Here is a 235-nt window from a genome sequence, read left to right as displayed (position 1 = left end):
CCATCATCCAGTACTTTTTTCAATGCCTCATCTAAGCCTGGCTCGTAAATCGGCGAGATGCCTTGGCGCAATTTTTCTACTTTGGATGCAACGAGGTCAATACCAGTCACCTGATGACCGTTCATAGCAAGGGAAACAGCAGTCGTCAAACCTACATAACCGGTCCCAATAACGGCAACTTTCATTCCTTCACCTCATCATTTTTTCGACACACGCAAATAGAGTTCTTCTAGCC

General features: G+C 45.5%; 1 protein-coding gene. It reads right to left on the bottom strand.

The window, feature by feature from the left end:
• Window positions 1–185 (bottom strand): 3-hydroxyacyl-CoA dehydrogenase NAD-binding domain-containing protein (locus tag ACSNOK_RS36320; RefSeq protein WP_436784910.1); only part of this gene is annotated, 185 nt, incomplete at its 3' end.
• Window positions 186–235 lie beyond the last annotated feature (50 nt).

This window comes from Streptomyces sp. URMC 126 (genome assembly GCF_051386555.1).
Taxonomy (GTDB): Bacteria; Actinomycetota; Actinomycetes; order Streptomycetales; family Streptomycetaceae; genus Streptomyces.
The sequence above is the reverse complement of the archived record's forward strand: the minus strand, read 5'-3'. Positions and strand labels throughout refer to the sequence as shown.